This window comes from Flavobacterium sp. TR2 (assembly GCF_025252405.1).
Classification (GTDB): Bacteria; Bacteroidota; Bacteroidia; order Flavobacteriales; family Flavobacteriaceae; genus Flavobacterium.
This window is the reverse complement of the sequence record NZ_CP104307.1, coordinates 2,497,689-2,522,670: the sequence shown is the minus strand read 5'-3', so window position 1 is coordinate 2,522,670 and position 24,982 is coordinate 2,497,689. Positions and strand designations below refer to the sequence as shown.

Annotated in this window: 26 protein-coding genes; 17 read left to right on the top strand and 9 right to left on the bottom strand. The window is 35.7% G+C overall.

Annotated elements, in window-relative coordinates:
• Positions 1 to 111 precede the first annotated feature (111 nt).
• Both N4T20_RS11105 and N4T20_RS11100 read left to right on the top strand, forming a co-directional pair.
• Complete coding sequence (locus N4T20_RS11105; RefSeq protein ID WP_260673060.1) at positions 112 to 723, top strand: hypothetical protein; 612 nt, start codon at positions 112 to 114, stop codon at positions 721 to 723.
• The gene (locus N4T20_RS11100) at positions 720 to 1,436 is read left to right on the top strand and encodes a DUF3307 domain-containing protein (protein ID WP_260673059.1); all 717 of its coding nucleotides are present in this window, start codon (positions 720 to 722) and stop codon (positions 1,434 to 1,436) included. Before N4T20_RS11105 ends, N4T20_RS11100 begins: the two co-directional genes overlap by 4 nt.
• On the opposite strand, the gene N4T20_RS11095 is transcribed toward N4T20_RS11100, so the two are convergent.
• Positions 1,422 to 2,456 (bottom strand): quinone-dependent dihydroorotate dehydrogenase, encoded by a 1,035-nt coding sequence (locus tag N4T20_RS11095; protein ID WP_260673058.1) that lies wholly within the window; start codon positions 2,454 to 2,456, stop codon positions 1,422 to 1,424. The genes N4T20_RS11100 and N4T20_RS11095 overlap by 15 nt on opposite strands.
• Before the next feature lie 325 nt (positions 2,457 to 2,781).
• Between N4T20_RS11095 and N4T20_RS11090 the strand changes: the two genes are divergently transcribed.
• The 8 genes from N4T20_RS11090 (at position 2,782) to N4T20_RS11055 (ending at position 11,413) form a co-directional block, all read left to right on the top strand.
• Positions 2,782 to 5,220, top strand: a complete 2,439-nt coding sequence (locus N4T20_RS11090; protein ID WP_260673057.1) for an arylsulfatase — start codon at positions 2,782 to 2,784, stop codon at positions 5,218 to 5,220.
• 91 nt (positions 5,221 to 5,311) lie between these two features.
• Positions 5,312 to 5,890 carry a hypothetical protein gene (locus N4T20_RS11085; RefSeq protein ID WP_260673056.1) on the top strand — a complete coding sequence of 193 codons (579 nt, stop codon included), beginning with the start codon at positions 5,312 to 5,314 and terminating at the stop codon, positions 5,888 to 5,890.
• A 22-nt stretch (positions 5,891 to 5,912) separates the two neighbouring features.
• Entirely contained in the window at positions 5,913 to 7,133 is a 1,221-nt protein-coding gene (locus N4T20_RS11080; RefSeq protein ID WP_260673055.1) for an OprO/OprP family phosphate-selective porin, read from the top strand.
• Positions 7,134 to 7,205: 72 nt separating this feature from the next.
• The gene (locus tag N4T20_RS11075) at positions 7,206 to 8,204 is read left to right on the top strand and encodes a DUF3300 domain-containing protein (protein ID WP_260673054.1); all 999 of its coding nucleotides are present in this window, start codon (positions 7,206 to 7,208) and stop codon (positions 8,202 to 8,204) included.
• Positions 8,205 to 8,301: 97 nt separating this feature from the next.
• Positions 8,302 to 9,432 (top strand): formylglycine-generating enzyme family protein, encoded by a 1,131-nt coding sequence (locus tag N4T20_RS11070; protein WP_260673053.1) that lies wholly within the window; start codon positions 8,302 to 8,304, stop codon positions 9,430 to 9,432.
• A 119-nt stretch (positions 9,433 to 9,551) separates the two neighbouring features.
• Complete coding sequence (pepT, locus tag N4T20_RS11065) at positions 9,552 to 10,829, top strand: peptidase T (protein ID WP_260673052.1); 1,278 nt, start codon at positions 9,552 to 9,554, stop codon at positions 10,827 to 10,829.
• On the top strand, positions 10,829 to 11,302 hold the full coding sequence (locus tag N4T20_RS11060; protein WP_260673051.1) for a DUF1801 domain-containing protein: 474 nt from the start codon (positions 10,829 to 10,831) through the stop codon (positions 11,300 to 11,302). Before pepT ends, N4T20_RS11060 begins: the two co-directional genes overlap by 1 nt.
• A gap of 12 nt (positions 11,303 to 11,314) precedes the next feature.
• On the top strand, positions 11,315 to 11,413 hold the full coding sequence (locus tag N4T20_RS11055) for a hypothetical protein (protein WP_260673112.1): 99 nt from the start codon (positions 11,315 to 11,317) through the stop codon (positions 11,411 to 11,413).
• Positions 11,414 to 11,673: 260 nt separating this feature from the next.
• Here N4T20_RS11055 and yajC read toward each other — a convergent pair whose 3' ends face one another.
• From yajC to N4T20_RS11040, 3 genes are all read right to left on the bottom strand, one after another.
• Positions 11,674 to 11,949, bottom strand: a complete 276-nt coding sequence (yajC, locus tag N4T20_RS11050; protein ID WP_008462186.1) for a preprotein translocase subunit YajC — start codon at positions 11,947 to 11,949, stop codon at positions 11,674 to 11,676.
• A 104-nt stretch (positions 11,950 to 12,053) separates the two neighbouring features.
• The gene (nusB, locus tag N4T20_RS11045) at positions 12,054 to 12,965 is read right to left on the bottom strand and encodes a transcription antitermination factor NusB (protein WP_260673050.1); all 912 of its coding nucleotides are present in this window, start codon (positions 12,963 to 12,965) and stop codon (positions 12,054 to 12,056) included.
• Positions 12,966 to 13,224: 259 nt separating this feature from the next.
• Complete coding sequence (locus tag N4T20_RS11040) at positions 13,225 to 14,331, bottom strand: Glu/Leu/Phe/Val dehydrogenase (RefSeq protein WP_313771889.1); 1,107 nt, start codon at positions 14,329 to 14,331, stop codon at positions 13,225 to 13,227.
• A 204-nt stretch (positions 14,332 to 14,535) separates the two neighbouring features.
• Here N4T20_RS11040 and N4T20_RS11035 point away from each other — a divergent pair, with 204 nt between their 5' ends.
• The 4 genes from N4T20_RS11035 (at position 14,536) to N4T20_RS11020 (ending at position 18,309) form a co-directional block, all read left to right on the top strand.
• The gene (locus N4T20_RS11035) at positions 14,536 to 16,314 is read left to right on the top strand and encodes an ABC transporter ATP-binding protein (protein WP_260673049.1); all 1,779 of its coding nucleotides are present in this window, start codon (positions 14,536 to 14,538) and stop codon (positions 16,312 to 16,314) included.
• Between the two features lie 68 nt (positions 16,315 to 16,382).
• On the top strand, positions 16,383 to 16,751 hold the full coding sequence (locus N4T20_RS11030; protein WP_260673110.1) for a PUR family DNA/RNA-binding protein: 369 nt from the start codon (positions 16,383 to 16,385) through the stop codon (positions 16,749 to 16,751).
• Between the two features lie 160 nt (positions 16,752 to 16,911).
• Positions 16,912 to 17,736 carry an alpha/beta hydrolase gene (locus N4T20_RS11025; protein ID WP_260673048.1) on the top strand — a complete coding sequence of 275 codons (825 nt, stop codon included), beginning with the start codon at positions 16,912 to 16,914 and terminating at the stop codon, positions 17,734 to 17,736.
• 24 nt (positions 17,737 to 17,760) lie between these two features.
• Positions 17,761 to 18,309: an alpha/beta hydrolase gene (locus tag N4T20_RS11020; protein WP_260673047.1), complete on the top strand. Its 549-nt coding sequence runs from the start codon at positions 17,761 to 17,763 to the stop codon at positions 18,307 to 18,309.
• A gap of 667 nt (positions 18,310 to 18,976) precedes the next feature.
• Here N4T20_RS11020 and N4T20_RS11015 read toward each other — a convergent pair.
• On the bottom strand, positions 18,977 to 19,312 hold the full coding sequence (locus N4T20_RS11015) for a tRNA-binding protein (protein WP_260673046.1): 336 nt from the start codon (positions 19,310 to 19,312) through the stop codon (positions 18,977 to 18,979).
• Positions 19,313 to 19,442: 130 nt separating this feature from the next.
• On the opposite strand from N4T20_RS11015, the gene N4T20_RS11010 reads away from it, so the two are divergent.
• From N4T20_RS11010 to N4T20_RS11000, 3 genes are all read left to right on the top strand, one after another.
• A complete protein-coding gene (locus N4T20_RS11010) occupies positions 19,443 to 20,336 on the top strand; it encodes an alpha/beta fold hydrolase (RefSeq protein WP_260673045.1) in 894 nt (297 codons plus the stop codon).
• A gap of 128 nt (positions 20,337 to 20,464) precedes the next feature.
• Positions 20,465 to 21,019, top strand: a complete 555-nt coding sequence (locus N4T20_RS11005; protein ID WP_260673044.1) for a thioredoxin family protein — start codon at positions 20,465 to 20,467, stop codon at positions 21,017 to 21,019.
• A 384-nt stretch (positions 21,020 to 21,403) separates the two neighbouring features.
• Complete coding sequence (locus tag N4T20_RS11000) at positions 21,404 to 21,799, top strand: GreA/GreB family elongation factor (RefSeq protein WP_260673043.1); 396 nt, start codon at positions 21,404 to 21,406, stop codon at positions 21,797 to 21,799.
• A gap of 102 nt (positions 21,800 to 21,901) precedes the next feature.
• On the opposite strand, the gene N4T20_RS10995 is transcribed toward N4T20_RS11000, so the two are convergent.
• The 4 genes from N4T20_RS10995 to N4T20_RS10980 all read right to left on the bottom strand — a co-directional run bounded on the left by N4T20_RS10995 (position 21,902) and on the right by N4T20_RS10980 (position 24,981).
• A complete protein-coding gene (locus tag N4T20_RS10995) occupies positions 21,902 to 22,213 on the bottom strand; it encodes a cytochrome c (RefSeq protein WP_260673042.1) in 312 nt (103 codons plus the stop codon).
• A 100-nt stretch (positions 22,214 to 22,313) separates the two neighbouring features.
• Positions 22,314 to 23,246: a peptidylprolyl isomerase gene (locus tag N4T20_RS10990; RefSeq protein ID WP_008462165.1), complete on the bottom strand. Its 933-nt coding sequence runs from the start codon at positions 23,244 to 23,246 to the stop codon at positions 22,314 to 22,316.
• Between the two features lie 42 nt (positions 23,247 to 23,288).
• A complete protein-coding gene (locus N4T20_RS10985; protein WP_260673041.1) occupies positions 23,289 to 24,437 on the bottom strand; it encodes an MFS transporter in 1,149 nt (382 codons plus the stop codon).
• A gap of 202 nt (positions 24,438 to 24,639) precedes the next feature.
• Complete coding sequence (locus N4T20_RS10980) at positions 24,640 to 24,981, bottom strand: cupin domain-containing protein (protein ID WP_260673040.1); 342 nt, start codon at positions 24,979 to 24,981, stop codon at positions 24,640 to 24,642.
• Position 24,982: the final 1 nt, after the last annotated feature.

Here is a 24,982-nt window from a genome sequence, read left to right as displayed (position 1 = left end):
ATTATTACATAAAAGCGTAATATTATAAATTATTACCAAAAAACGTAATATATAATTTTATTACTTATATTTGTAATATAAAGTTTATATTTTTTTAATTATATTTGATTTATGACTAGTGTAATAACAGGCGATATAATTGGTTCAAGACAGCAATCTGAACATTGGGTCGAGGATTTAAAGAAAATCTTAGCTCCTTTTGGCCAGACGCCAAGCCAGTGGGAAGTATATCGAGGAGATGAATTTCAAGTTGAAATACCCAATCCTGCCGATGCGTTACTGGCAGCAATTCTAATAAAAGCACATTTGCGCTTCATAAAATCTGATGCTCGCATGAGTATTGGTTTTGGAGATAAAACGCATAATGCTGAAAGAATTTCTGAGAGCAATGGCTCTGCCTTTATTAATTCGGGTGAGCTTTTTGAAACCTTAAAAAAGCAAAAAGTCACGTTAGCGCTACGAACTGGAAATACTGATTTTGATGAGAAAATGAATTTAATGCTGCAGCTGGCCTTAACTTTTATGGACAGCTGGCTGGTACAATCGGCAGAGTTTGTGGCAATGGCTATTGAAAACCCTACTTTATCTCAAGAAGAATTAGGACAAAAATTAGGGATTAATCAAGCTGCGGTCAGCAGAAGGCAAAAACGCGCACGGTTTGATCTGGTTCTGAATTTAGATCGATATTTTAGAAAACAAATAAAACAACTTACAGCCCCATGATCTTATTTATAAAACTGCTTCTCGCCCATTTGTTAGGCGATTTTATCTGGCAGCCCAACTCTTGGGTCGCCGACAAAGAAATCAAGAAACATAAAAGCATTTACTTATATGTTCATATTTTGCTTCACGGAATTTTAGCGGCAGTTTTAGCGGGCGAAATCAGTTTTATACCCTATGCTATTGTAATCGCTGTTACACATGGCATTATCGATTCTATCAAACTGAATTTTCAGAAAGACAAAACCAAACGCACTTGGTTTGTAGCAGACCAAATTGCGCATATTCTTATTTTGATTGGAATTGCACTGCTCTATGAAAATAAGCCTATTCCTAATTTTTGGAAAGATAATCAGTTCTGGATTCTGCTAACTGGAATTTTGTTGCTGACCAAACCAGCATCTATTTTTATAAAAACCATAATCTCAATCTGGGCACCAGAAAGCAAAAACAGCAATCAGGATAATTCTCTAATTGCTGCTGGAAATTATATTGGTATTTTAGAACGCTTGTTTGTTTTCGGTTTTATCTTAACCGGCCATTTTGAAGCAATCGGGTTTCTGCTGGCTGCAAAATCTATTTTCAGATTTGGAGATTTAAAAGAAGCCAAAGACAGAAAATTGACCGAATATGTTTTAATTGGCACCTTAATCAGCTTTGGGATGGCAATACTTGCCGGCTTAGCTGTTCAGGTATTGCTTTTACAATTGCTCTAAAACTTTTTTATTAATCGCTTTTATCAATGCTGGGCCTTCATAAATAAATCCAGTATACAATTGCACTAGACTTGCTCCTGCATTTAGCTTTTCAATCGCGTCAGCGGCAGAATGAATTCCTCCTACGCCAATAATCGGGAATGCTTTATTGCTTTTTTCTGAAAGAAAACGAATTACTTCTGTAGAACGTTTGGTTAATGGTTTTCCAGACAAACCTCCCATTTCTGTTTGGTTAGCCGATTGCAACCCTTCTCTAGATATAGTAGTATTGGTCGCAATTACCCCTGCAATTTGGGTTGTTTTTACAATATCAATAATATCTAGCAGCTGATCATCTGTAAGATCTGGAGCAATTTTTAAAAGAATTGGTTTTACTTTTTGAGAGCTTGTCTTTTGCTTTTCGATATTTCTGTTTTGCAAAGTCTGCAATAAAGCCGTCAGAGGCTCTTTGTCTTGTAGCGCTCTTAAATTGGGTGTATTTGGCGAACTCACATTTACCACAAAATAGTCTACATGATTAAAAAGCGCATCAAAACAAATGATATAATCTTTTACAGCATCTTCGTTATCAGTCACTTTATTCTTTCCTATATTTCCACCGATCAAAACTCCTGAGTTCTTTTTTAGACGCTCTACAGCTTCCAGAACACCACCGTTATTAAACCCCATTCGGTTAATAATCGCCTGATCTTCTTTTAAACGGAATAAACGTTTTTTTGGATTTCCTTCTTGTCCAACCGGTGTTACCGTTCCGATTTCGATAAACCCAAAACCAAAATCGCCTAGTTCTTTATACAGTTTCGCATCTTTATCAAAACCCGCCGCAAGTCCAACTGGGTTTTTAAATTTAATTCCGAAAACTTCTCTTTCCAGTCGAGTGTCTTTTACTTCGTAAATCGATCTTATAATTGCCGAAACTCCAGGGATTTTTGAAATGAATTTTACAAATGAGAAAGTAAAGTAATGCACTTTTTCAGGATCAAAACAAAAAAGTATCGGACGAATTATCAATTTATACATAAGAGTTGTGTTGTTGTTATTTTGGCTGCAAATTTAAATATTATAGTTTAAAAAGGTTCCTTTTTACCAAAACAAATAAATTCTATTTTGTTCGATTCTTATATGTATTGCAACTGACTTCCAAAAAAAGCACCTCAAAAAACTGTTTTTTCATGTTGCAAATTATAAAATGAAACCATTTTCGGACTTAAACAAAACTCACTTGGTGAAACATATACCTAATTTTGATGTAGTTAACGAAAAAATTTCGATTTCGTAGAGCAATTTGCATTTTTAGATTTTCTAAAGCAATTAATTACATCAATAACATTCAAAATAAATAATTATGAGAGCCAGCAACAAATCAATACTTCAAAAAAGTATTCTCCCGTTTCTGTTATTCCTTTTACTAGGCATAACCTCGAAATTATCAGCGCAGGCTGATCCACAGGAAGTAACCAAGAAGAATTTTCATGGTGTCATCGAACTTGACATTAGAAATTCAAAACCAGACTGGAAACCCTACACTAAAAAATCAGCTCCAGAAGGTGCGCCAAACATATTGTTTATCTTATACGATGACACAGGACAGGCTGCCTGGTCACCATATGGAGGAGCAATCAATATGCCAACACTACAAAAATTAGCGGACAATGGTATTACTTATACTCAATGGCACACTACAGCATTATGTTCGCCAACTCGTTCTACTTTATTAACCGGTCGTAACCACCACTTAAACGGTATGGCATCCATCACCGAAACTACAGATGGCTATCCTGGAGCAAACGGACAAATCCCTGCTCAGTGTGCTACTATTGGCCAAGTATTACAGCAAGCAGGATGGAGTACTTTCTGGATTGGAAAAAACCATAACGTACCGGAACAAGACGTTTCTTCTGGAGGCTCCAAAGCACAATGGCCAACCCAAATGGGCTTTGACCGCTATTATGGATTCATAGGAGGCGAAACCAACCAATGGTATCCTGATTTAATAGAAGATAACCACTTTATTGAGGCTCCTTACACTCCTGAAGAGGGGTATCACTTATCTAAAGATTTAGCTGATAAAGCCATTGAATATATCAAAGACCAAAAAGCCACCAACCCTTCTAAACCATGGTATATGTGGTATTGCCCTGGAGCGAACCATGCGCCACACCATGCACCAGCAGAGTACATTGCTAAATACAAAGGAAAATTTGATGCTGGTTACGATGCTTACCGTGAATGGGTATTACCTCGCATGATTGCTAAAGGAATTGTACCTAAAGGAACTAAAAACACCGATTTCAATTTCTTACCTCCTAATATTGCTAATCCTGGTGATTATGTAAAACCATGGAATACACTAAGCGCTGATGAGAAAAAATTATTCTCTAAACTAGCCGAAGTATATGCCGGTTTCTCAGAATACACTGATGCTCAAGTAGGACGTGTTATTGAGTATTTAGAAAAAACAGGTCAGTTAGAAAATACTGTGGTTCTTTATGCTGCCGATAATGGTGCTTCTGGCGAAGGTTCTCCTTCTGGATCTGTAAACGAAAACAAATTCTTTAACGGTTATCCTGATGAATTATCTGAAAATTTAAAATATTTGGATAAACTAGGAGGCCCAGATACTTACGAGCATTATCCTACTGGTTGGGCTGCGGCGTTCTCTGCTCCTTACAAAATGTTTAAACGTTACAGTAATTATGCAGGAGGAACTTGTGATGCATTAGTAATTTCATGGCCAAAAGGAATTAAAGCCAGAGGTGAAATCCGCAATCAATACCACCATTCTACCGACATTGTACCGACAATTTTAGACATATGTGGTTTGCAAATGCCTACTAAATATAATGGTGTAGATCAATATCCATTATCTGGAGTTTCAATGAAATACTCGTTTGATGCTAAACCAGATGCTCCTACTCAAAAACACATTCAGTATTACACTATGTTAGGTACTCGTGCCATTTGGAAAGACGGTTGGAAAGCAGTTGCTGTACACGTACCACTTACGGGTAAAAGCAACTTTGACAAAGACGAATGGGAATTGTACAATGTAGACGTGGACAGAGCTGAGTCAAACAATTTGGCTAAAAAGAACCCTGACAAATTAAAAGAACTTAAAGATGCTTGGTTTGAAGAAGCGAATAAAAATTTAGTTTTACCTCTGGACGACCGTTCTCCTATGGAATTGCTAAGCACGGAACGTCCTTCTCAAGAAAAGCCAAAAACTCGTTACATTTACTATCCCGGAACTGCTGCCGTACCAGAAGGTGTAGCGGTAAACGTACGTGGTCGTTCATACAAAATTGTAGGCGATGTAGATATTAAATCGGGAGCTTCAGGAGTAGTTTTTGCTCACGGATCTCGTTTTGGAGGACACTCTTTATTCATCAAAGACAATAAATTATACTATGTTTATAATTTCTTAGGAATTCAGCCAGAACAAACTTTTGTTTCATCGACTACCGTAACTCCTGGTAAACATGCCTTAGGATTTGAGTTTATAAGAGAAAGTACCGGTAAAAACGGAGAACAAATTGGCACAGGTCATTTATACATTGACGGCAAAGAAGTAGCCAAAGGTCCTATGAAAACACAACCTGGTAAATTCACACTTTCTGGCGATGGTCTTTGCGTAGGATTCGATAGTGGCGACGCCGTAAGTCATCAATATAAATCGCCAGGCACTTTTAAAGGTGGAGAAATCTTAGGTGTTGGTGTTGATATTAGCGAACAAAGCTATGAAGACCTTAACAAAGAAGCTTTAAGAATTATGAAAAGTGAGTAGTCTATAGAAAAACAAAATTAAAGAGGTATTTATATGCTGAAAAAAGTGAATAAATACCTCTTTTTTATTAAAGATTAAAAACTAAATCACAATGACTAGGACAAGCTATCTTAAAAAAACACTTTTTCTAGCAGCCCTTTTGTACTTAATCATTCAAAACAAAATCTCAGCTCAAGAAAACGAAGAAAAAAAATTCAAACCGCATCATCAAATCGGAATTTCAATCAACCATGTTCATGTTTTTGAGGGCCGTGATGAAGAAGGAAATCGGGAAACTTTAACGCTTCCTGCTTGGGGAATTGATTATACATTTCAGTTTCATGAAAGGTGGGCCATTGGTCTTCATACCGATTTTATAATGGAAAAATATAAAGTCAAAAAAGTATATGCCAGTGAAGAAAATAAAGAAACTGTTGAAAGAAGTTACCCTATTGCCCCTGCTCTTATGGGAATTTACAAACCAAATGAACATTGGAGTTTTCTGCTAGGTTTTGGCGGAGAATTTGCCAAAGAAGAAGATTTTTTCTTAACCCGAGCTGGTGTAGAATACGGTTATGAACTTCCTAAAGGATGGGAAATTTTTGGCACTGCAAGCTACGATTTTAAATGGAACGCATACGACAGCTGGGGAATCGGTTTAGGAATTGCAAAAAACTTTGGAGGAAAATAATTTATACAAATCTATTGATCTTATGTGCAGCTCAAACAAATCAAATCGCATTTCTAACAGCCTACTCTTCATTTTCCTTTTATTAATTGGTTTTAAAGGGCTTTCGCAACAAGAAAAAGATACTACCAAACTAATGAATGTTCGTTATGGCAGTAAGGGAATTGAATTGGAGACACGCGACAAAAAATTCCTGTTCCAATTGGCAAGCCGTCTGCAATTTCGCTTTTCAACGCCAAATGATACAGACCCTTTAACTTACGATGATTATAGCCAAGATGCTAAAACAACTTTCAAAATAAACCGCGCCAGATTAAAAGTTGGCGGTCATGCTTTTGAACCTTGGCTTAAATATTATTGGGAATATGAACTGAGTCAGTCCAATTTGCTTGATTTCAGAATTATGATTGAAAAATGGGATTGGCTAAGTTTCAAGGTCGGACAATGGAAAACAGAATTTACGCGTGAACGTTTTATTAGCAGCGGTGAACAGCAAATGGTAGATCGATCATTAATTAACCGCCCTTTTACAGTCGACAGACAATTGGGAGTTGAAGTGTACGGGCATTTAAAAGGAGCTGGAATTGCCGATTTTAATTATTGGGCTGCGGCATTGACAGGAACTGGACGAGGCAGCACTTCTAATGACGATAATCATTTAATGTATTTTGGAAGAGCGCAATGGAATTTCTTAGGAAGATTTCTTGATTTTGAAGGCTGCGATTTAGAATTTCACGAAAAGCCAACTCCGATTATTGCTTTCTCAGCCATAACCAACCGAAGCCCATACACACGATTCTCACAAGCTGGAGGAGGTTCTTTAGATGGTTTCGAAAATGGATTGCCGGGACAGTACAGAGTGAATCAGTGGAATCTAGAAAGCGCTTTTATGTACCGCGGTTTTTCTTGGCAAAGCGAATGGCATACCAAAGAAATCATTGATAAAATAAACAATGACGACACGACCATTATGAAAGGATATTACGTTCAAGCGGGATATTTCTTCCATAATGTTTTTGAATGGTGGCCAAAACGCCTAGAAATGGCTGGCCGTCACGCGGCATACAGACCCGACAATTCGATAAGAAAAAATAGACAGGACGAATCTACATTGGCTTTCAACTGGTTTTTTAAAGGACACAAAAACAAACTGACTTCAGAGGTGAGTTATTTTAGTTTTCAAGACAAAACACTTCCATTACAGGAAGGATGGCGATTTAGAATACAATGGGATATTTCATTATAATTCAAACTTTTAGCCCATTAACAAAAATAAAACATTTTTTTTCATAACTTTAAATCACATAAATTACTGAATATGAAAAATATATCCAAAACAGTAAAAAAAGTGGCACTTTTAACGTGTTTAACCGCAACCTTTTTCTTTATTTCAATTGATGGATTGGCCCAACGTCATCGTGCGGGCGGAGGCGGTGGAGGGTTCAACAGATCTGGCGCAGGCGCAACGCATACCAGACAAGCTAGACCTGCTACACAATCTAGACCAAATGTAAGCAGACCTAGCACAACTAGACCTGCGGCAACAACTAGACCTGGGGCAAATAACTCAGGAACTAAAATAAACAGGCCATCAAACAATTCCAATAGAAACGGCACTGCAAACAGAAATAATACCGTAAACAGAAACAACACTGTAAATCGAAACAATGTAGGTAACAGAAACACCAATATAAGTGGCAACACAGTTAATAGAAACAGAAATAATGTCAATATTAATGTGAATAACAGTGTTCATGTTCGCAACAATCGTAATACCGTGGTTCGACCAGGGCCTAGGCCATATGTGCGCCCGCCATATGTTTATGGAGGTTACAGATACAATTGCTATCATCCCTATTATCCTCGTCCATACAGACCGTTTTATTGGGGACCGGTATGGCATCCTTGGGGATTTTTTGTAGCAACTTTGGCAGTCACAGCAATAGTAGTTAGCGTCGAAAACACACAATACCATTACGACCAAGGCGTTTGGTACACCTCAACCAACGGCGGTTATACAGCCGTACCTGCACCAGTTGGCGGAACCGTGAACAATATTCCAAGCGGAGCAGAAACGGTCAATACCGGAACAGTAAACAATTACTATTATGGAGGAACATATTATGAAAAGGACGGAGGAAAATACACTGTAGTTGCCCCTACCGCTGGTACGATCGTAGAAAATCTTCCAGAAGGCGGAGAAGAAGTAACTATTGGCGATGTAAAATATGTAAAATTTGGCGAAACGTATTACCAGCCCGTGAAAATTGATGGAAAAGACAAATATGAGGTAGTGTCAGTTGAAAAAGATAGTTAACTTTATTAATTCTATAAAATTAATATACTTTTAAAAGTTATTTTGCCTAATTTTATGCCCGTTATTGACAACCATTATAAGCTCAAAATAATAAACCATGAAAAACAAAACCTTTTGGATTTTTGCGTTACTCACATTATCCATTATTTCAATCGCATACAGTTATACAAAATTTACTCATAAAGCAGAAAAAACAGCTGTAGAATGTCACGAAACGCCAACTGCAATAGAGTCTGAATTTAAACCAACTGTGGAAAATAAATTTAAACCGACAGAAAAAGCCCCGAAAGGCATGGTTTGGATTCCTGGTGGCGAATTTTCAATGGGTACCAATGTAGAAGACGAAAGCTTATGCAGCATAAAAGGAGTTACCAAAGATGCTGCTCCTATCCATAGAGTTTATGTAGATGGCTATTATATGGATGAAACCGAAGTTACCAATGAAGAATTTGAAAAATTTGTAAAAGCCACGGGTTATGTAACTGTTGCCGAACAAAAACCAACGAAAGAAGAATTTCCGACAGCAAATGAAGAAGATTTAGTAACTGGGTCAGTTGTCTTCACTCCTACTCCTTCAGCAGTTAATTTGAACAATTTTCTGCAATGGTGGCGTTACGAGCCAGGGGCAGATTGGAGACATCCAGAAGGTCCGCAAAGCACCATTAAAGGAAAAGAAAAATATCCTGTTGTTCATGTTGTATACGAAGATGCTGCCGCTTATGCAAAATGGGCAGGAAAAAGACTTCCTACTGAAGCAGAATGGGAGTTTGCGGCACGCGGGGGCAAAACAGGAAATCTTTACACTTGGGGAAATGACTTAAAACCTAAAGGAAAATTTCAGGCTAATATTTATCAGGGACACTTTCCTATTAAAGATGGCGATACTGGCGAAGACGGATTTAAAGGAATCGCTCCAACAAAACAATATGCTCCAAACGGTTACGGTTTGTACGATATGGCAGGAAATGTATGGGAATGGGTAAACGATTGGTACAGCGTAGATTATTACAAATCATTGGCTGAAAGCGGAAAAACAGCAAAAAATCCGCAAGGGCCAAGCGCTTATTATGACCCTAATGACCCTTCTGAGGTAAAACGCGTACACCGAGGCGGCTCTTTTTTATGCACCGATCAATATTGTACAAGATACATGGTGGGAACAAGAGGAAAAGGCGAAATCAGATCAGCAGCCAATCACGTTGGTTTTAGATGTGTAAAAAGCAAATAACCAATTTTCAAATACAGAAAAGGGATTCGATTCAGAATCCCTTTTTTTATTAATTCAGATATAGGAAGCTAAATTTGGCAGCAGAAAAAATTTTCTATATTTGCTAAAAATCTAAAAAAATGCAACATATCATAGATCGTTTTATCAGTTATGTAACAATTGATACGGAATCAGACCCAAATTCTCAAACAACGCCCAGCACTCAAAAACAATGGAATCTTGCCAATAAACTAGTTGACGAACTAAAAGCAATTGGACTTGAAGATGTAACAATTGACGACAAAGCCTACATCATGGCAACGCTTCCTAGCAATGTAGATCATGAGGTGCCAACAATTGGTTTTGTTTCTCATTTTGACACTTCGCCAGATTTTAGCGGTGCAAATGTAAAACCTCAAATTGTTGAGAATTATGACGGAAAAGATATTGTGCTGAACGCTGAGAAAAACATTATTTTATCTCCAGATTACTTCAAAGATTTACTTCAATATAAAGGCCAAACCATCATTACAACTGACGGAACAACCCTTTTAGGCGCTGATGATAAAGCCGGAATCACCGAAATTGTTTCAGCAATGGAATACCTGATTCAGCATCCTGAAATTAAACACGGAAAAATTAGAATTGGCTTTACTCCAGACGAAGAAATTGGCCGTGGAGCGCATCATTTTGATGTGGAAAAATTTGGAGCGCAATGGGCTTACACCATGGACGGAAGCCAAATTGGAGAATTAGAATACGAAAATTTTAACGCAGCTGGCGCTAAAATCACTTTCAAAGGAAAAAGCGTTCATCCGGGTTATGCAAAAGGAAAAATGATCAATTCTATGCTTTTAGCAAATGATTTCATCAATGAACTTCCAAAAGGTGAAACGCCACAGGAAACTAGAGGTTACGAAGGTTTCTTTCACGTGCATCACATCAAAGGAAACATCGAAGAAACAGTTTTAGAATTGATTATTCGCGACCACAACAGAAAGAAATTTGAAAAGCGAAAAGAATTGATTCACAAATTGGCGAAACAGTTCAATAAAAAATTCGCAAAGAAATTTGGTGAAGACATTGTTGTTGCCGAAGTGAAAGATCAATACTATAACATGAAAGAAAAGGTTCTTCCTGTAAAATATATTGTAGACATTGCCGAAAAAGCAATGAGAGAATTAAACATCAAACCGATCATAAAACCAATTCGCGGCGGAACTGACGGTTCTCAACTATCATTTATGGGACTTCCTTGTCCGAACATTTTTGCAGGAGGGCACAATTTCCACGGAAAATACGAATATGTTCCAGCAGAAAGCATTCTGAAAGCTACTGATGTTATTGTAAAAATTGCTGAATTGACCGCTATCCCAGGAATTTTTGACGCACCAGAAAAATCTAAGAAAAGAAAATAATGGAATCAAAATCCGAAAATAAAGGCATTTGGAAATACGGTGAGCAATGGGAAGAAGAATTGCTTTTCCTAAAATCTATCATTGACAAAACAGAACTGACCGAAACCACAAAATGGGGTGGTCCAGTTTATGTTTATCAAAAGAAGAACGTAATTGGCCTTGGCGGATTTAAAGATTATTTTGCAATATGGTTTTTCAACGGTGTTTTCTTAAAAGACGAGAAAAAGAAACTCATTAATGCTCAGGAAGAAATAACAAAATCTTTACGTCAATGGCGCTTTACTTCTAAAGATCAGGTGAACGAAAAAGACGTTTTAGAATACATTTACGAAGCGATTGAAAACGAAAAACAAGGAAAAGTCATAAAACCTGCAAAAAAAGAAGCCATAATTTCAGAACTTCTAAATGCAGAAATGGCTAAAAACCCAGATTTAAAATCTGCCTTTGAAAAATTTTCTCCTTATAAACAATAGTTTTTAGAATATATTGAAACCGCAAAACAGGAAAAAACCAAACTTTCTAGAATCGAAAAAGTGATTCCGATGATTTTAGCAAATGTTGGTTTGAATGATAAATACAGGTAGATTCTTTAAAATTTTCAATATTTAAATTACAAATTCCAATCTATACAAGACGAAACCTTTGTCAAAGTTTTAAACTTTGACAAAGGTTTTTCTTTTCACAAAGATTGTCATTGCGAGGAATGACGCAATCACACTATTTGTTATACGTGATGCGATTGCTTCATTCCTCGCAATGACAAGATTGAGGTGAATTCTATTAAACAAAAAAAATCCCAAACTCCTATTTGGAATTTGGGATTTAAAAATATTGTAACTTAAAATTAAGCTTTCTTATTCAAAGCAGCACTCAATTCTAAAGAAATAGCAGAACGCTCTAATTTTAATTTTCCAGACATTGTTTCAATTACAACAGTAGTTTCTGCTAATTCAGCAATTTTACCGTGGAAACCACTTTTTGTAACTATTTTATCACCTACTTTTAGGTTGCTTTCAAATTCTTTTTCGTTTTTAGCTCTTTTTTGCTGTGGTCTGATCATAAAGAAATAGATTACCACAAACATTAAAAGGAATGGCGCAAATTGAGATAATTGTCCCATAATTTAAATTTGTTTTTGATTTATATTTAATATTTTTTTTAACTCTTCGACTTCGCTCAGAGAGACAAAGCAGTTGGAATTTCAAAATTGATTATTTCAAACTTTTACATTAACCCTCTTCCAACTTTTACCATCTTTTTATTGGCAGTAAGTTCTTTAACAAGATTATCTAAAATTCCGTTGATAAAAATACTACTTTTTGGTGTAGAATACTCTTTCGCAATTTCTAAATATTCGTTAAGAGTTACTTTTACTGGAATTGAAGGGAATTTGATAAACTCGCAAATTGCCATTTTTAAGATAATTGTATCAATTTCGGCAATACGGTCACTGTCCCAATTTGGTGTTTTATCTTCGTATTCTTTTGCAAAAGCACCTTCATTCAGAACTGTTCTTCTAAACAAATCTTTAGCAAAATCTTTATCTTCAACATCTTTATACAATTTTGGCACTCTAAAATCGTCTGGATCTTCTGTTTTGATAGCTTTCAATTGTTTAACAATATGCGTATTTACAACAGGAATATCATCAACCCAAGTCAATTTATCATCCTCTAAATATTCATATAATTTTTCATTTGGCACAATAACATTTTCAAACAAATCAATAATAAATTGTCTGTCTTCTTCAAACGTATTCACGTTATTGCTCATGTATTTTTTGTAGATATCGCTTGCTTTAACATCATTTAACAGCAAAATAATATAATCGTCATTTAACGACCAGTTGTTAATTTTGCGGTTTTCCAAAGCAATGCTAAGAGAGTTGCTCTCTGCTAAAAGCTGAAAGATTTTGTTTTTGATAAATTTTTCGTTCGGATTACGTTCTGCTGCAGTAGCAAGGTGTTTTTTACTTGAAAGATGCAAAAAGACAGCTTCTTTTTTACAAATTTCTATCAATGAAGAAAGCATTATAAGATATAAGTCCTGAATATTATCAATGCTATAAAAAAGGAATTTCTCTTCTTTTTCCATATTTTCAGAACCGCTTTGATGCATTGCATAAATGGATTGCATTACTTTAACGCGTATGTGTCTTCTATTTACCACCTTGTAAGAACATTTAAAAATTAGTCTGCAAAAGTATAACTTTTGATGCGTATTTTAAAATTAATTCGTAAAAAAGTCGTGTTTTTTGAGTATTCAGTAATCAGTTTTCATTAATTAGCTGCACATCATCCGCAAAAAAAAGTCTCAGATTACAGATTTAACCGTAAACTGAGACTCTAAATTATTAAGACTGATCACTTAAAAAAGTGAACACTGAACGCTTAAATTACTTCGTTGCGTTCTCGATTCTTCTTTGATCGATACGGTTTTGAGCAATTGTAAGCGCCGCTTTGTGAGTTGTAATATTATTTTTAGCAGCAAAATCTATAATTTCTAAAGTCGTATTATAGATATTTTCTGTTTTGCTCATGATTTCTGCTTTACCGTAGTTAGCTAATTCAGCATAAACATTGATGATTCCCCCAGCATTGATCAAGAAATCCGGAGCATATAAAATACCTCTTTCCTGTAATCTTGCACCGTGAACATTTTCGTCTGCCAATTGGTTATTTGCCGCACCAGCAATAACTTTAGCTTTAATTTTATCTACTGTATTATCATTGATTGTTGCTCCCATTGCACATGGTGCGTAAATGTCAACATCTGCAGTATATAAATCTTCACCAGTATAAATTGTTGCATTGTATTTTGAAGCAACTTGGTATAATTTTTCTTCGTTAATATCAGAAATCGTTACCTGTGCTCCTTCTTTAGTCAAATACTCAACCAAAGTTTCACCTACGTGCCCGATTCCTTGCACCAAAACTTTTTTACCGTCTAAAACATCAGTTCCAAACTGACTTTTAGCAGCAGCTTTCATACCTAAATAAACTCCGTAAGCTGTTACAGGAGAAGGGTTTCCAGAACCACCTCTTTCTTCAGAAATACCCGTAACATAAGGCGTTACGTCTCTTACTGTATCCATGTCTTTTGTTTCCATTCCGACATCTTCAGCAGTAATATATCTTCCGCTTAATGAATGAACAAATTCACCAAACTTACGCATCAACTCAGGTGTTTTTTGTGTTTTAGCATCACCGATAATAACGGCTTTACCTCCACCAATATTAAGCCCAGTAATCGCAGATTTAAACGTCATACCTCTAGAAAGGCGTAAAACATCATTCAAAGCTTCCCATTCTGTGTTATAATTCCACATTCTGGTTCCTCCCAAAGCTGGCCCCATAACCGAATTATGAATACCAATAATTGCTTTTAAACCTGTATCTTTGTCATTGCAAAATACAATTTGTTCGTGATCGTCAAAAGATAATTGACCAAAAACAGGATCCATTTTTTGAAGTTCCTTTCCAGTTGCGAAAGTTGCATCCATAGCGCTAGTATTAATTAGGTTAAAATTATGAATTTGTCAAAAAGACATCTCAAACATAAATAAAAAATACATATGTGCTAATTTTTTATCCTTAAAATAACAATTTTACAATATAATTGTTTTGATTAAATCGCAAATTATTATAATTTTATTTAATAATAATTCTTAAATATAAATCAATTCAATATCAGATTTCTTAAAAAAATGAAAGAACTAAGCTATTTAAACAAATATTTCATCAAATATAAATATAGTTTCTCGTTAGGAATTTTAATCACCATAATCGCACAAATATTTTCTCTTTTTACTCCAAAGCTCATTAGCAAGTCTTTAAACGCTATTGAAAATTTTGATAAACTTTCTGCTGCAGAGCAAAATTCTGAAGCAGTAATTGCTCATTTTCGCCAGGATCTCATTCATAATGTGCTACTTATCATAGGAACTACGATTGTTGCAGGATTCTTAACCTTTTTAATGCGCCAGACATTAATTGTAATGTCTCGCCATATTGAGTTTGATTTGAAAAATGAAGTTTTCAGGCAATACGAGAATCTTTCACAGAATTTCTACAAACAAAACCGAACAGGAGACTTAATGAATCGTATTAGTGAAGACGTTTCAAAAGTTCGTATGTATGTTGGGCCAGCAGTAATGTATACTATAAATACAGCTATCCGTTTTGCGATCGTTATATTATATATGTATAATGTATCGCCGCTGCTTACCCTATACACGATACTGCCCTTGCCTATTCTTTCGTATTGTATTTTCAAATTAAGTTCTGAAATCAATAAACGAAGCACAACGTTTCAGCAGTATCTTTCTAAAGTATCGAGTTTTACTCAGGAAATCTTTTCGGGAATTCGTGTAATTAAAGCCTATTCTCTAGAAAATCAGCACCAAAACAATATGGTTGACCTTGCCGAAGAAAGCAAGCGCAAAAGTTTGAGCTTGGCAAAAGTGCAGTCGTTGTTTGGCCCGTTGATGATTGCCCTTATCGGAATCAGTAATTTGGTAGTTATTTATTTTGGAGGCGTAATGTACATCAACGGAAGCATTCCAAATATCGGAACCATTGCAGAATTTATATTGTATGTAAATATGCTGACTTGGCCGGTTGCTTCTTTAGGATGGGTTTCTTCGATGGTTCAAGAAGCAGAAGCTTCTCAGAAACGTCTGAATGAATTCTTGAAAATTGAACCAGAAATCAAAAACAACAACGTAAACACATCAGAGATTCAAGGAAATATCTCTTTTGAAAATGTTTCCTTCACCTATCAAGACACTAACATTGAAGCCTTAAAAAATGTTTCTTTTACAGTAAAAAAAGGAGAAACACTGGCAATTCTTGGAAAAACAGGTTCAGGAAAATCGACCATACTTTCTCTGATTTCAAGACTGTATGATGTAACCGAAGGAGAGGTTAAAATTGATGAAAACGAAATCAGCACTTTAAATCTGAATGATCTTCGCAACAATATAGGAATCGTGCCTCAAGATGCTTTCTTGTTTTCTGACACCATTAAAAATAACATCAAATTCGGCAATCAAAATGCAACCGATGAAGAAGTTATTCAAGCTGCAAAAAACGCTGTTGTCCATGACAACATTATTGCATTCAACAAACAATACGACACCGTTTTAGGAGAAAGAGGAATCACGCTTTCGGGAGGACAAAAACAGCGTGTTTCTATTGCAAGAGCAATTATCAAAAATCCTGCAATCCTTCTTTTTGACGATTGTTTGTCTGCCGTTGACACCGAAACCGAAGAAATGATTTTGAATAATTTATTTGAAATTTCTAAGGACAAAACAACCATTATTGTAAGTCATCGAGTATCATCTGCCAAGAATGCAGACAAAATTATTATTCTCGAAGATGGCCGTATAATTCAACAAGGGTCTCATAATCAATTAATAAATCAAGAGGGTTATTATGCATCGTTATATTTAAAACAACTTTCGGAAAAAGAATTACTTTAATTGTTGCGTAATAGATAATTTTTTATGATTTTTGATTACTATTAATTCCAAAAATGATAGAACGTATTATGAGAGAAAATGACATGTTAGAAAAAGAAGAGATTTTTTCTAAAGTATTACGCGCAGGAAGAAGAACTTATTTCTTTGATGTGAGAGCTACCAAAGCTGATGATTATTACATTACTATTACCGAAAGCAAAAAATTTACTGAGGAAGATGGTTCTTTTCACTTCAAAAAACACAAAATCTATTTGTACAAAGAAGATTTTAGTGCTTTCTCTGAAATCTTAGAAGAAATGACTTCTTATGTTTTAAACCACAAAGGCGAAGAAGTAATTTCTGAAAGACACCAAAAAGATTTTAAAAAAGAATACAGCTCTGAAAAGGCTGAAAGTTCAAGATCTAGTTTTACAGATATTGATTTTGACGATATTTAATCCAAAATCATCTATATAGTAAGAGTCCAATTTGTTTTGCATTTTGGACTTTTTTTATATATTTTTATCTGAGATGTGAATTGTAAAATGTGAGACGTGCAATTCATACATTTTTCACTTCAAGCATTTTCACAAATTACATTTTACTTCTATCTAAAAAATGAAAAAATTAATCATTCTTCTAAGTTTCTTCTTCTTTGGAATTTCTCTTTCTGCACAGAATATAGAATATGAAACGAAAAACAATATTCAATATTATAATGCAAGTATAAATAAGTCTGATAAATATATTAATGAGAGATGTGTTTTGGATATTTATTATCCGAAAAACAAAACAGGTTTTGCTACAATTGTCTGGTTTCATGGCGGGGGATTGACTGGAGGAAATAAAGAAATTCCTGAGGCCTTAAAAAATAAAGGTTTTGCCATTATTGGCGTAAATTACAGATTATCGCCAAAAGTAAAAGCCGCAAAAGCAATTGAAGATGCTGCTGCAGCGGTTGCTTGGACTTTCAACAATATTGCTAATTATGGGGGCGATAAAACTCAGATTTTTGTTTCTGGACATTCTGCTGGAGGATATTTAGCAATGATGATCGGTTTAGACAAAAAATGGCTTCAAAAAGAAAATATCGATGCCAATCAAATTGCGGGGCTTATCCCGTTTAGCGGGCAATGCATTACACATTTCGAAATTAGAAGAGAAAACGGAATTCCTGAAAAGCAGCCAACAATTGACCAATTTGCCCCTTTATATCACGTTCGTGCCGACGCTCCGCCAATGTTATTGATTACTGGAGATCGCGAACTGGAAATGCTTGGGCGTTATGAAGAAAATGCATACATGGCCAGAATGATGAAACTAGTTGGGCATACACAAACTAAATTATACGAACTGGATGGCTACGGCCACGGAATGACAGAACCTGGATTTCCATTATTGGTTAATGAAGTAAACCGAATTTTAAAAGAACGTAAAAAATAATCACTAAATAAAAATTCCACGGCAATGGAGACACAATTATTAATTATACCAGGACTTGGAGATTCTGGAGAAAAACACTGGCAAACCTTTTGGCATAAAAAATTCGAAAACTCAATTCGTGTTGTGCAAGACAATTGGGATGAACCGATTCGCGAAGAATGGCTTGACCGATTAAACGAAAATATTTCCAAACTTGATAAGCCAACTATTTTAGTTGCACATAGTTTGGCGGTTTCTTTGGTTTTGCATTGGGCAGAAAAACACAATAATCCGAATATAATCGGCGCTTTTTTAGTCGCTCCCGCAGATGTAGATTCACCTCAGCACTCGCCAGAATGCATAAGAAATTTTTCACCGATTCCACTTTATAAATTGCCTTTCCCTTCTGTGGTTGTGGCGAGCGAAAATGATCCTTACGCTTCGTTTGAAAGAAAAAAACTCTTCGCTGAAAAATGGGGAAGTGATTTTGTGAATATCGGCCAGCAAGGACACATTAATTCCGATTCTGATTTGAAATATTGGGAAGAAGGACAGGAGATTTTAAAGAAGTTAATTGAAAAGATAAACTTTTAATTTGACCGCAAAGACCACAAAGGTTTACGCAAAGAGCGCAAAGCTTTGTGCGGAGTTTTTGTCGATAAAGTTCGCAAAGCTTTGCGGGTATGAACTTTGCGTCCTGAGCCTTCGGGATTGCGTAAACCTTTGCAAACTTTGCGGTTAAAAACTGAGCCTTAAAATTATCCTATTCGCACTTGAAATATTGGGAAGAAGGACAGGAGATTTTACAGAAGTTAATTGAAAAGATAAACTTTTAATTTTACCGCAAAGGCCACAAAGGTTTACGCAAAGAGCGCAAGACTTTATGCGAAGTTTTTGCCGATTAAAGTTCGCAAAGCTTTGCGGGTATGAACTTTGCGCCCTGAGCCTTCGGGATTGCGTAAACCTTTACGAACTATGCGGTTAAAAACTAAGCATTAAAATTATCCTATTCGCACTTGAATTCCGATTCTGATTTGAAATATTGGGAAGAAGGACAGGAGATTTTACTGAAGTTAATTGAAAAGATAAACTTTTAATTTTACCGCAAAGGCCACAAAGGTTTACGCAAAGAGCGCAAGACTTTATGCGAAGTTTTTGCCGATTAAAGTTCACAAAGCTTTGCGGGTATGAACTTTGCGCCCCGAGCCTTCAGGATTGCGTAAACCTTTGCGAACTTTGCGGTTAAAACTAAGAACGAAAACTATCCGATACGCAATCCGTTAGGGATTTTAAAATCAGGAGCCAATAAAATTACGTCTCCCTCCTCGCCTACAGCACCAAGAACTAAACACTCGCTCATAAATTTTCCGATTTGTTTTTTAGGAAAATTGACAACTGCCACAATCTGACGATTTACCAAATCTTCTTTCTGATATCTTTTGGTAATTTGTGCCGATGATTTTCTAATTCCGATTTCTGAACCAAAATCAATTGTCAGCTGAAAGGCTTGTTTTCTGGCTTCAGGAAAATCGTTCACCTCTATAATTGTTCCTACGCGCATATCTGTGCGCTCAAATTCGTTCCAAGTTAAATCCATTTCTAAATTGTATTATTTACAAACCTATAAATTTTGTAACTAATGCGCCTAATTCTATAACCTATTTCTTTTGTTAAGAATCTAATTTTACGAGAAGAAAAATAATGACACTCACTCAAAAAGATATAAAATGGAACATACACTTAGTAATGCTAGCTTATCTTTAAAAGATTTTGAATCTAATTTAAAACAAATTCACACCGATAAATATATAGAAACGGCCCAAAATGTAAGGCTTTATGTTAAAGATTACGGCCAAGGAAAACCAGTAATTCTGATTCATGGCTGGCCGCTTTCTAACGAAATGTGGGAATATCAGATCGATCATTTGGTACAAAATAATTATCGTGTAATTGCCTATGACCGCCGCGGATTTGGAAAATCTTCTCAGCCGTGGGACGGTTACGATTACGATACTTTGACAGATGATCTTAAAGAAATTATCGAGCAATTGGAATTAGAAAACGTAACTCTTGTGGGCTTCTCAATGGGTGGCGGTGAAGTGGTTCGCTATTTTAGCCGTCACGGTGGAAAAGGCGTTACCAAAGCAGCTTTAATTTCGTCAATTATTCCTTTTCTTCTAAAAACAGACGATAATCCTGATGGACATCCAAAAGAAAAAAGCGAAAACACGGCAGCGGCAATCAAAGAAGACAGAATCGGGTTTGTAGATAATTTCGGAAAAACTTTTTTTGGGGTAAATATCATCAACAAACCGCTCAGCACTCCGTTATTAGAATATTATAGAAACTTATGTTCATTGGCATCTCCAAGAGCTACTTTAAAATGCGCTGAATCTTTTTCTTATACCGATTTTAGAGACGAATTGGATTTTATAAAAGTCCCAACCTTGATAATTCATGGTGATGATGATAAAATTGTACCGATTGACCTTACCTCAAGAAAAGCTGCAAAATCTATAGCAAACAATACTTACATCGAATATGAAGGTGCTCCTCACGGCTTATTTTATACCGATAGAGAAAAACTAAATGAAAATTTACTTGAATTTCTGAATTCATAAAAAATTAAAAAAAGTATCCAAAGAAGCAAGCTGAATAGGCTAACTGCTTTCTTTGGATATTTTTTATTCTTGTGCTCTTTTATTTACAGATTTTTAAAACTATTTTTGGTATTCAAATCTCAAATAAAATGGCTCGAACAGAATCAACAATGCTTCCTTTAGGAACAATTGCACCTGACTTTTATTTAAAAGATACCAATTCGAACAATAGTTTTTCTTTTGAAGACTTAAAAGGTTCAAAAGGCACTTTGGTAATGTTCATTTGCAACCATTGTCCGTTTGTGCATCATGTTATTACAGAAATTGTAATGATTGCCAATGATTATCGCGTTCAGGGATTAGGAGTAATCGCTATCTCTAGCAATGATGTTGTCAAATATCCTGAAGACAGTCCAGAATTAATGGCTGATTTTGCATTGGAAAATAAAATTGATTTTCCTTATCTATACGATGAAACTCAAGAAACTGCAAAAGCTTATCAGGCAGCTTGCACTCCAGACTTTTATCTATTTGATAATCAAGACAGATTATTTTATCGTGGGCAACTAGATGATTCGAGACCTGGAAACGGAATTCCTCTTAGCGGAAGCGATCTTAGAGGTGCAATTGACGCTTTAATTTACAACAGAAGTTTAAAAGAACCGCAGAAGCCAAGTTTGGGTTGTGGCATTAAATGGAAGTAAATACGCACTAATTCCAAAAAGATTACGTATCTTTGCCGTTCAATTTAACAATCCTTATGGGAAATATAATATCACACACAGCCGTTTTGACGCCGTTTTGCATAGCAAAACCGGTTCCTGCTGTCATTATTTCGCATAATAAGGCCTTTATTAATTAGGCCTCCGTCTTACTTCACTTTTTCTTCTTTTTGACGGAGGATTTACATCAGCTTAAACATTTTCTTATTTGACAAAAATCATTTTTGGTCAGATATTTTTTTGTTTTCCCGATTAAACATTTTGGATTCTTCGCCATTTTAGGGACCAAAGCGCCATTAGCTCGTAAACCATCACAAAAGAACAAACCATTTAAAAATTTTAATAACAATAAAATTCAATATAGATATGAAACCAACACCCACTTTCTCTAAATCAGACTATCAATTTCTAAGAGAATTAATTTTAAAAAGTAAAAACTCAACAAATACTAAAGAAGCCAATCTGCTTTCGCAAGAATTAGATCGTGCAATAATAAGTAAAGAAAGCGAACTTGACAGTTCGGTAATCCGAATAAACTCATTTGTAACGATAGAAGATGTAAAAGCCAAGAAACAAATGAAAATTCAAATCGTTTTACCTTCTGCAGCAGACGTGAAACAATCTAAAATCTCCATTTTAGCGCCTTTAAGTGTTGCCATTATCGGTTTTAAAGAAAATGATGAAGTAGATTGGGAATTGCCAGCTGGCATCAAAACTTTAAAAGTAATAGCTGTAGACAACTCTGCTGTACATCATTCTTAAATTTTAAAACACCTCATTCTGTGACGGTGTTTTTTTTTATATCTATTTGAAAATAAAAAAACTGTTCGATTGAACAGTTTTTTTTATGCTTTTTTCTAAAAATTACAATTGTGAATGAATGTAATTTGTAACAGATGCTAATTGGGTTTCATTCAATTTGGCTTTCTTTCCCATACTTACCAAAATCGGTGCCCACTCTTCTTTTGTGAATTTTTTAGGCTCGTACAATTTATGGCATTTAACACAGCTGTTTTCATACAGATTTTTACCTTCTGCCAATTCTGGCGTTAATTCTACTGTTTTTGCTTCTTTTGCTGCAGGAGCAGTTTCTGCAGATGCAACAGCTGTTTTTTTAGTTCCACACGCTGTCAAAAGCAGCACTAAAGTTATTAAGCTTAAAATCTTTGTTTTCATTTCTTGGTTTTGTTTTTAATTCGAGTAAATATAAAAAAATCCCATACGCCACGGCGCATGGGATTACTATTTAAAACAATACTAAATTGCTTTTAAACTCTTATTTTACATCCATTAATTCAACGTCGAAAATTAAAACTGCGTTTGGCGGAATAACTCCTCCTGCACCAGATGGACCGTAAGCTAAATCAGATGGAATTACAAAACGAGCTTTGTCTCCAACTTGCAATAAAGCAATACCTTCGTCCCATCCTTCGATAACTTGTCCAATTCCTAATTTGAATTCGATTGGTTTTTTACGCGGGTAAGAAGAATCGAATACTTTTCCGTTTTCTAAAGATCCTTCATAGTGAACAGAAACAGTTTTTCCAGCTTCCGCTTTTTTTCCTTCCCCTTTTTGAATCATTTTATAACGTAAACCGCTTTCTGTTTTATCAAAACCAGCAGCCAATTGTTCCATTTTTGCTTCAGACTCTGCTTTTAAAGCTGCCTCACGTTTCATACGAGCACCTTTTAAACCAATGAAAGCTTCAATTGCATTCCATTTTTGAGCTTCTTCTCCAACTCTGATAATTTCAACAGACTCTAAATTGTCACCTTGAGCAACAGCATCAACAACGTCTTGCCCTTCAACAACGTGTCCAAAAACACTATGTTTGTTATCTAACCAAGGAGTTGGAACGTGAGTGATGAAAAACTGAGAACCGTTGCTTCCTGGACCAGAGTTTGCCATAGACAAAACTCCTGGACGATCGTGTTTTAAACTTGGGTGAAATTCGTCATCAAATTTGTAACCTGGATCTCCAGTTCCAGTTCCTTTTGGACAACCTCCTTGAATCATGAAATCTGCAATTACTCTGTGGAAAGTTAATCCGTCATAGAATTTTTGCCCTTGAGGTTTCACTTTGTTTTCCATATTTCCTTCTGCAAGAGCAACAAAGTTTCCTACAGTTCCTGGTGTCAAATCATGTGTCAATTTTACTAAAATTGAACCTTTGCTAGTATTGAATTTAGCGTATATTCCGTTTTCCATGTTGTTATTTTTAATTTGAACGCAAATTTACAAATTAATTTTTTAATCAATTTGCGCTTTCACTTTTTTAGATTTATATGTAAGTCCGTAAATAATCAATGATAATAAAGATAGCGCCATGCAGCCAATTGTTACCGCTGGCCATCCTCCCATTTTCCATAATAATAAGCCGTATGCAGATCCTGCCGCTGTTCCTAAAAATGTCAGCGACATAAATACGGTGTTCAATCTGTTTCTTGCTTCTGGCAATAATGAATAAACTCTAGTTTGGTTTGAAATGTGAACCCCTTGAATTCCAATATCAATAAACACAATTCCGATTGCAATTCCGATAACGCTTTCAATTGCAAAATAAAAGATAATGAAACTTATTAATACCAATAAACAGCCGTAGCCCACTGCAATTCTTGAGTTTCCTTTGTCTCCCAATTTTCCTACCAAAGGCGCTGCCAGAGCTCCAGACGCGCCAACAATTCCGAACAAACCGATTGTTGCACTATTAAAATGGAATGGTTCTCCAGAAAGCAATAATACCATTGTGGTCCAAAATGCTCCAAATTGAGCAAAACTGAAAACATTGATTGCTGTTGCTTCACGCAAAACTGGCTGTATTTTTATAAGCGTAAACAGCGACTGAATCAACTGTCCGTATGTTCCTTGAAATTGTGGTTTGTTCTGCGGAAATTTGTTTTGAATGACAAAAAAGATCAAAAGACAAATTCCTGATGCGATATAAAACATGGACCTCCAGCCCAAAACCTGACCAATAAACCCGCTTAAAGTTCGCGAAAGCAAAATTCCGACTAAAAGTCCGCTCATGATAGTCCCCACGACTTTTCCTCGCTGCTCAGGGGCGCTTAAAGAAGCTGCCAATGGCAAAATAAGCTGCGGTACAATCGACGTAATTCCGATTAACAGTGAAGCGATTTGTAAAACAAGAAAACTTTTGGCAGTTGCTGCAATTAAAAGGGCAATTACAGTTGCAAAAGTGGTCATTAAAATTTGCCTTTTACGTTCTATTTTATCGCCAAGCGGCACCATAAAGAACAATCCGATCGCATAACCCGCCTGAGTAAGATAGGTTATCGTTCCAGCACTCTCTTCTGGAATTTTAAATTCGTTGGCAATTAAAACAATCAAAGGCTGGCAGTAATAAAGATTTGCAACTATAAGACCCGTGCAAACTGCCATAAACAGTACATTAGTTTTTGATAAATTCATGCTGCAAAAATACCACTCTAATCTTTAGCAAAACTTTAAAAAAAATATAATTTTTAAGTTTTTTTTTTAAAACCATATAAGTGATATAAGTTCATTTAAAAATATCTTGGCGAAATTTACAGCCAAACTTAAATTTTCTTAAATCACTTATATGGTAGTTTTTTTAAAGTTTTTAATATTGTAAAAAATCTTCTCTTGCAGGACTAAAAACATCTGTAAGCATACCTGTTTCCAAACATACAACACCATGCACAGCGTGAGGCGGAATATAAAAACTATCTCCTTCTTTTAATGTTTGCGTTACTCCGCTGATTGTGACATCAAACTTACCGCTTGCGATATAAGTTACTTGCGAATGGTAATGATCGTGCAAAGTACCTATGCCGCCTTTCTCAAAATGAACGTTTACCAGCATCACTCTTTCATCAAAAGCCAAAATCTTGCGTTTGATTCCTTCGCCGACTAATTCCCACTCTATTTCGTCTCCTTTTATAAATTCTTTGCTAGTACTCATT